This window comes from Klebsiella sp. RCJ4 (assembly GCF_009025755.1).
GTDB lineage: Bacteria > Pseudomonadota > Gammaproteobacteria > Enterobacterales > Enterobacteriaceae > Klebsiella > Klebsiella michiganensis.
The window spans coordinates 21,046-27,773 of record NZ_WCIN01000003.1 but is presented as its reverse complement, the minus strand read 5'-3'; the positions used below and the strand labels follow the sequence as shown (position 1 = coordinate 27,773).

The window sequence follows — 6,728 nt, the reverse complement described above, 5'->3', positions numbered from 1 at the left end:
CATTTTCGCATAACATACGAGCCGGACACATAGAGTGTAAAGCCTGGGGTGCCTAATGAGTGAGCTGACTCACATTAATTGCGTTGCGCTCACTGCCCGCTTTCAAGTCGGGAAACTTGTCGTGCCAGCTGCATTAAGGAATCTGCCAACGTGCGGGGAGAGGTGGTTTGCGTATTGGGCGGTAGGGTGGTTTTTCTTTTCACCAGTGAGACGGGCAACAGCTGATTGCTCTTCACCGCCTGGCCCTGAGAGAGTTTCAGCAAGCGGTCCACGCTGGTTTGCCCCAGCAGGCGAAAATCCTGTTTGATGGTGGTTAACGGCGGGATATAACACGAGCTGTCTTCGGTATCGTCGTATCCCACTACCGAGATATCCGCACCAACGCGCAACCCGGACTCGGTAATGGCGCGCATTGCGCCCAGCGCCATCTGATCGTTGGCAACCAGCATCGCAGTGGGAACGATGCCCTCATTTAGCATTTGCATGGTTTGTTGAAAACCGGACATGGCACTCCAGTCGCCTTCCCGTTCCGCTATCGGATGAATTTGATTGCGAGTGAGATATTTATGCCAGCCCGCCAGACGCAGACGCGCCGAGACAGAACTTAATGGGCCCGCTAACAGCGCGATTTGCTGGTGACCCAATGCGACCAGATGCTCCACGCCCAGTCGCGTACCGTCTTCATGGGAGAAAATAATACTGTTGATGGGAGTCTGGTCAGAGACATCAAGAAATAACGCCGGAACATTAGCGCAGGCAGCTTCCACAGCAATGGCATCCTGGTCATCCAGCGGATAGTTAATGATCAGCCCACTGACGCGTTGCGCGAGAAGATTGTGCACCGCCGCTTTACAGGCTTCGACGCCGCTTCGTTCTACCATCGACACCACCACGCTGGCACCCAGTTGATCGGCGCGAGATTTAATCGCCGCGACAATTTGCGACGGCGCGTGCAGGGCCAGACTGGAGGTAGCAACGCCAATCAGCAACGACTGTTTCCCCGCCAGTTGTTGTGCCACGCGGTTGGGAATGTAGTTCAGCTGCGCCATCGCCGCTTCCACCTTTTCCCGCGTTTTCGCAGAGACGTGGCTGGCCTGGTTCACCACGCGGGAAACGGTCTGATAAGAGACACCGGCATACTCTGCGACATCGTATAGCGTTACTGGTTTCACATTTACCACCCTGAATTGACTCTCTTCGGGTGCTATCATGCCATACCACGAAATGTTTTGCGCCATTCGGAGGGGGCACGCCGAAGTGAGATTCAAAATGCCGACGTCAGTTCACAGGTGGGTAATGATACCAACGTGTTGATTTCGTATTTTCACTGACACCAGGATCATCCTGATGTTACAAGGATTGAATGACTACAGATTAAAATAGTCATCAACAGGTTGACAGCATTACCCAGCGCCCGCTTTCCGCGTATTTTTCGATTTGCACTGCCGGGTATCGCGTTCCGCACACTTTTACATTTATTTATCTGGTGACTGACCTTTTTAAGGAGACAGAATGAAAGCCGTTGGTTTCTGGCAACCCGGGAAAGTACATCCGTTATTGAAGATTTGTCGCTTCCCCACCCATCCATGCCCAAGGGGCGTGATCTTTTGATCAGAGTCAGGGCGGTCGCGGTTAACCCACGGGACCTGAAAAGCCGGCGAAACATCAGTCCCTCTGCAGGCAATCCGGTAGTTATGGGATACGACGCTTCCGGTGTTGTTGAAGCAACCGGACCAGATGTGACGCTGTTCAGGCCAGGTGACCACGTTTTCTATGCCGGTGTGCTCGATCGCCAGGGAGCCAACGCAGAGTTTCAGCTGGTTGACGAACGCATTACGGGGATAAAGCCGGCAGCACTAAGTTTTGAAGCTGCAGCGTCGGTTCCTCTGACCGGTCTGACAGCCTGGGAAATGTTATTTGATCGTCTGCAGTTGTCAGTGAACGGAGATGCTGATCAGACCCTGTTGATGCTTGGCGGTGCGGGCGGAGTCCCTTGTATGGCTATACAGCTTGCCCGCACTCTGAGTCGGGTGAACATCATCGGGACTGCCTCCCGGCAGGAGAGTGTCAGAGCGGTTCGCGGGTTTGGTGCGCATTATGTCCTGGATCATTCATCTGCGCTTGCGCCACAGGTTGCCAGCCTTGCTGGACTCCCTCCCATTACCCGGATTTTCTCAACGTACACCACGCCATCTGCCTGGGAAAATATGGCCGAAATTATTGCCCCACAAGGCCGTATCGGACTCATCGACGACCCTGAACCACTGGATCTGCGTTTGATCAAATTTAAGAGCGTTTCTGTTCACTGGGAGGCAATGTTTACCCGCCCCATGCATGCTACTGCGGACATGTCTAAACAGCATTATATTCTTAACAAACTCTCATGCATGCTGGATTCCGGTAAGCTCAAACCTCCGTTGCTGGCAGAGTATGGCAGGCTGAATGCTAAAGCACTTCGCCGGGCTCATGAGGACATGGAAAATAAAAATGTGAACGGGAAAATTGTTTTTTCAGGGTTCTGATGAACAGGCCTGTCAGAGTAAAAAAAGATTCGGGTTCAGCACAATGCTGAATTCTGTCTGGCTATAGAGTAAGAATCGTACCGGAATTGAGCATTTACCCTCAGTACCTGCGGATGAAAAAGCAGTCTGCCCTGACATACTGAACAATCCCTTCTCATAAGATGCCTCTCTTTTGCTGTTTAAAGAGCTGAGCAGTCCGGGCGGAGACTGACCTCGTTCCGCTTTCCAAGCGACCCCCTTGTTGAAAGTGCGACAAAAGAGATAGGGCGAATGACTATACTTCGCTCATAGCTGCCCGCCATGCCAGCTCAAAAAACAGGCTTAACGTAGGATATTTTCCGTTTTCCAAGCGGCCCCCTTTTAGGGTGAGGGAGCATGCCATAAACCAGATCGCCAAAAGGGGATGCTGCTGAAGGGACACTGTTATCCAGCGGGGTAATTTTCACGCCTTTATCCGATATATCAACATCGGGTAAATCACCGGCCAGCGCCATCGCGTTAACTTCTTCCAGACGCGATGCAAGAAGCGTCAAACGGCTCTTGATGTATTCATGGCAATCGGCCGGAACAGCAAGGGGTAACTGGTTATCCCGGAGTGATTTTTCAAAATCGTCTGACGGGATCAGATAATCATCGAAATTCCTGTAGCGGCGTGACCCCTTTACCCAGGTGTCACCTGAACGTAAGGCTCCCTTCAGTTCATTCAGCACGCAAAATTCGTAATATTTTCGGTCAATGCCGGTGGGGGTGATCACAACCTTTCTCCAGCTTTCCGGGATGAACCCGATTGGCGCGGAAGGCGGTACTTTTCGGAGTTGTTTTCTATACATATCTCTGACGGTATCCAATGCGTCACTGAGCTGCATTGCGGCGGGTGCAGCCCTGAACTGCAACACGGACAGCATCCGGGGGGCGTATTTACGCAGCGTACTGTATTTTTCTGTGATCAGATGCAACGGGTCGAAGTTGTCCTTACGTGACAGGAACCGCGTCTCTTCCACGCTGTTGATGAATTCCTGCCAGGGAAGGACGTCTTCTATTGCGGCCCAGGGATCTTCCCCGGACTCTCTGGCGTTAAGTAATGCCTGTCCGACGGTAACGTATTGCTTCAGTTTACTCTGAATCAGCTTTCCCGTTTGCTGGAGCCGCTCGGCCTGAGTACGTTTTGCCCTGCTGAACAGACTACTCAGAATACGCTCGTGCAGATCAATAACTTCGTCAGTCAGGGTGGATCTGGCCTCCGATATGATACAAACCAGCGAGGCATAACGGCGAACATCCGTGAATCTTGCCAGATCCCGGCTACTCATTTTCCTGCCTTCGCGTGCGAGTTTCAGGAGTCGGTTCTGGTGAACGGAAAGTGCAATGCCGTCAGGGAGTGCCAGCGACTCAATCGCATTTAACCGGTCGATATGTTGCAGGACATTTTTACCATTAATTTTTCCCGGAGGCTGGAGCAGCCAGGCCAGCCGTGAAGGTTGCTCACCCTCAGATACCAACAGACGGTCCAGTGCCGCTTTATGCCCTGGTTCAAGCTGCGCGGTAAGCGCAGAAAAAACCGCCCTGTCGGCAAGTGTTGTTGCTTCGGCCAGGGTTCGTTCGATCACTTCAACAGAGGGGAAAATAACCTTATTATTGTGGAGCCAGGAGAGCATTTCCTCCGCAAGTAAAAAACCTCTGTCTGTCCGCATGGCGTGGGGATAAAGGTGGCGAATACAGGTTTTTTGCAGCGCCCGGTTAAAAGGGGATAATTCCAGGTAGCGGTAGAGTTCAGCCAGATGTTCCCAGCGGGTGACCTCTCTTGATGCATACTCGGCCCACAAATCAGACTGGACTTTCAAATGAGCCGCCAGCCTGAAGACAACACAGTCGTGAGGTGAAATACTTTTGTCGGGAGGAAACCCTAGTCCTCGCAAATAACAGAGTAAAACTGCAAAGCCCAGACGGTTAGCTGGCCTGCGGTGTTTATTAATGAGCGCGAGGTCATGTTCACTCAGAAAGCACCTGCGCGTCAGAAATACGTCATCATCTGGCACAATCAACAAGCGTTCTTTTTCTTCACTACTGAGTATTTGTCTCCGTGGCATAAATGCTTCCCCTGCACATAGTTCATTAAAGTTATCATTCGCACTGACCGAAACCGGTCGGTTTCGTACGCCTCGCAAACAATATGTCCGAAAGTCAGCGAAATTTGTTTCGTACATACGTTATAATTCGGACACCCTTTGCGTACGGAAAGTTTCCTATGTCACGAGTTTTTGCCTACTGTCGGGTCTCCACTCTGGAACAGAATACAGAAAATCAGCGCCATGAAATTGAAGCGGCGGGTTTTGCCATCAGACCCCAGCGGCTGATTGAGGAACATATAAGTGGTTCGGTTGCTGCCAGCGAAAGACCAGGGTTCATCCGGTTGCTTGATCGAATGGAAAGCGGTGACGTATTGATTGTCACCAAACTTGACCGACTCGGCCGTAATGCGATGGATATCCGAAAAACAGTTGAACAACTGGCTACTTTAGATATCCGTGTTCATTGTCTCGCTCTCGGAGGTGTGGATTTAACCAGCCCGGCCGGAAAAATGACTATGCAGGTGATTTCAGCTGTGGCTGAGTTTGAGAGGGATCTGCTGATTGAACGCACACATTCAGGGATTTCTCGGGCAAGATCAGCCGGGAAACGCTTCGGTCGTCCGCCCATCTTGAGCGAGGAGCAAAAAAAAATAGTGTCAGAGCGCCTTAATTCCGGGGCCAGTATCAGTGCGGTTGCCAGAGAATTTAATACCACCCGGCAAACCATACTCCGGGTAAAAGCAGGACAGCAATAATACTGAATGTGAATAAAGCCCATAACTGGCCAGGCAGTTGAAACTGTTCTTGAAGTAAACATCTGGAAAGCATGAAACATCATTCTATCCACAGGGAGCAGTGGCTATTATAATCGAATTTCGATAACGAAATTCGATTATAATAGCCACTAAAACCAGCAATCAGGATCTGACCATGAACGATACTGCCAGGAATGATCACAGCCCCTGGGCTGTCTTTCTGATTTTCTTCCGACTTGGCCTGACATCCTTCGGCGGCCCAATTGCCCATCTGGGTTACTTCCGCGATGAGTTTGTGACGCGACGGCAGTGGTTGACCGAGCGCAGCTATGCAGATTTGGTCGCTCTGTGCCAGTTCCTTCCGGGACCAGCAAGCAGTCAGGTTGGTATAGCGCTCGGGCTGTCCCGGGCCGGTTATACCGGGGCGCTGGCAGCATGGGCCGGCTTCACGCTACCGTCAGCAGTTGCACTGATCCTGTTTGCGCTGGGGATGACCAGTTACGGGGATGTGATGCCCTCTGGTGTATTGCATGGGCTGAAAGTGGTAGCCGTTGCGGTGGTCGCGCAAGCTGTATGGGGCATGGCCCGAAATCTTTGCCCGGATATACCGCGTATTACTGTCATGGCAGTGGCAACCTGCTTTGTGCTTCTTGTGCCATCGGCCTGGGGACAGGTGGGAGTAATCGTCACTGCGGCTGTCACTGGCATGTTACTGTTCAAACCTCAGCAGACGACGGTACATGATCCGCTGCCCGTTTCAATACGGCGTCGCGTCGGATTGTTCTGGCTCACGCTGTTCTTTGTGCTACTGACAGGGTTACCATTGCTGACGGCGATATTCCCAAATCCGACGCTGTTAATGGTAGAAACTTTCTACCGGACCGGATCACTGGTTTTTGGTGGCGGGCATGTCGTGCTGCCATTACTGCAGACTGAAGTCGTTCCTTCTGGCTGGGTCAGCACTGATACATTCCTGGCTGGCTACGGCGCTGCCCAGGCCGTTCCTGGACCGTTGTTCACTTTTGCAGCCTTTCTCGGGGCTTCGATGAACCAGGTGCCTTCTGGCTGGCTGGGTGGTCTGGTTTGTCTGCTGGCAATTTTCGCACCGTCCTTCCTTCTGATTGTGGGAGCATTGCCGTTCTGGGAAAGTCTGCGCCGCAATATCCGTACACAAGCAGCGTTGCAGGGTATTAATGCAGCCGTAGTTGGCCTTCTGCTGGCAGCTCTCTATCAACCAGTATGGACGAGCGCAGTTCTCGCTCCGCAAGATTTCGGCCTTGCCCTTGTGGCACTGGTCGCTCTGATGTTCTGGAAACTGCCGCCGTGGCTGGTCGTAGTGAGTTGCGGTGTTGCGGGTTGGTTGTTGAGTTTAGCACTGTGAG

Annotated in this window: 3 protein-coding genes and 2 pseudogenes; 3 read left to right on the top strand and 2 right to left on the bottom strand. The window is 52.1% G+C overall.

Features of this window, described 5'->3' with window-relative positions; translation table 11 throughout:
• Positions 1-89: 89 nt before the first annotated feature.
• Complete coding sequence (lacI, locus tag F8562_RS01020; RefSeq protein WP_004206569.1) at positions 90-1,172, bottom strand: DNA-binding transcriptional repressor LacI; 1,083 nt, start codon at positions 1,170-1,172, stop codon at positions 90-92.
• A 340-nt stretch (positions 1,173-1,512) separates the two neighbouring features.
• Here lacI and F8562_RS01015 point away from each other — a divergent pair.
• Positions 1,513-2,522: pseudogene (locus tag F8562_RS01015) on the top strand (zinc-binding alcohol dehydrogenase family protein).
• Between the two features lie 359 nt (positions 2,523-2,881).
• Here the strand turns inward: F8562_RS01015 and F8562_RS01010 are convergent.
• Positions 2,882-4,609: pseudogene (locus F8562_RS01010) on the bottom strand (Tn3 family transposase); the annotation flags it as partial.
• 158 nt (positions 4,610-4,767) lie between these two features.
• Here F8562_RS01010 and F8562_RS01005 point away from each other — a divergent pair.
• Both F8562_RS01005 and chrA read left to right on the top strand, forming a co-directional pair.
• Entirely contained in the window at positions 4,768-5,346 is a 579-nt protein-coding gene (locus tag F8562_RS01005; protein ID WP_004206571.1) for a recombinase family protein, read from the top strand.
• A gap of 175 nt (positions 5,347-5,521) precedes the next feature.
• Positions 5,522-6,727, top strand: coding sequence for a chromate efflux transporter (gene chrA / locus F8562_RS01000; protein WP_004206572.1), 1,206 nt, complete (start codon positions 5,522-5,524; stop codon positions 6,725-6,727).
• The last annotated feature ends 1 nt before the right edge of the window (position 6,728 follow it).

What these genes read in the sequence shown, in the direction of transcription:
- F8562_RS01005 (WP_004206571.1), top strand. Translation starts at nt 4,768, where the DNA reads ATGTCACGAGTTTTTGCCTACTGTCGGGTCTCCACTCTGGAACAGAAT.
- chrA (WP_004206572.1), top strand. Translation starts at nt 5,522, where the DNA reads ATGAACGATACTGCCAGGAATGATCACAGCCCCTGGGCTGTCTTTCTG.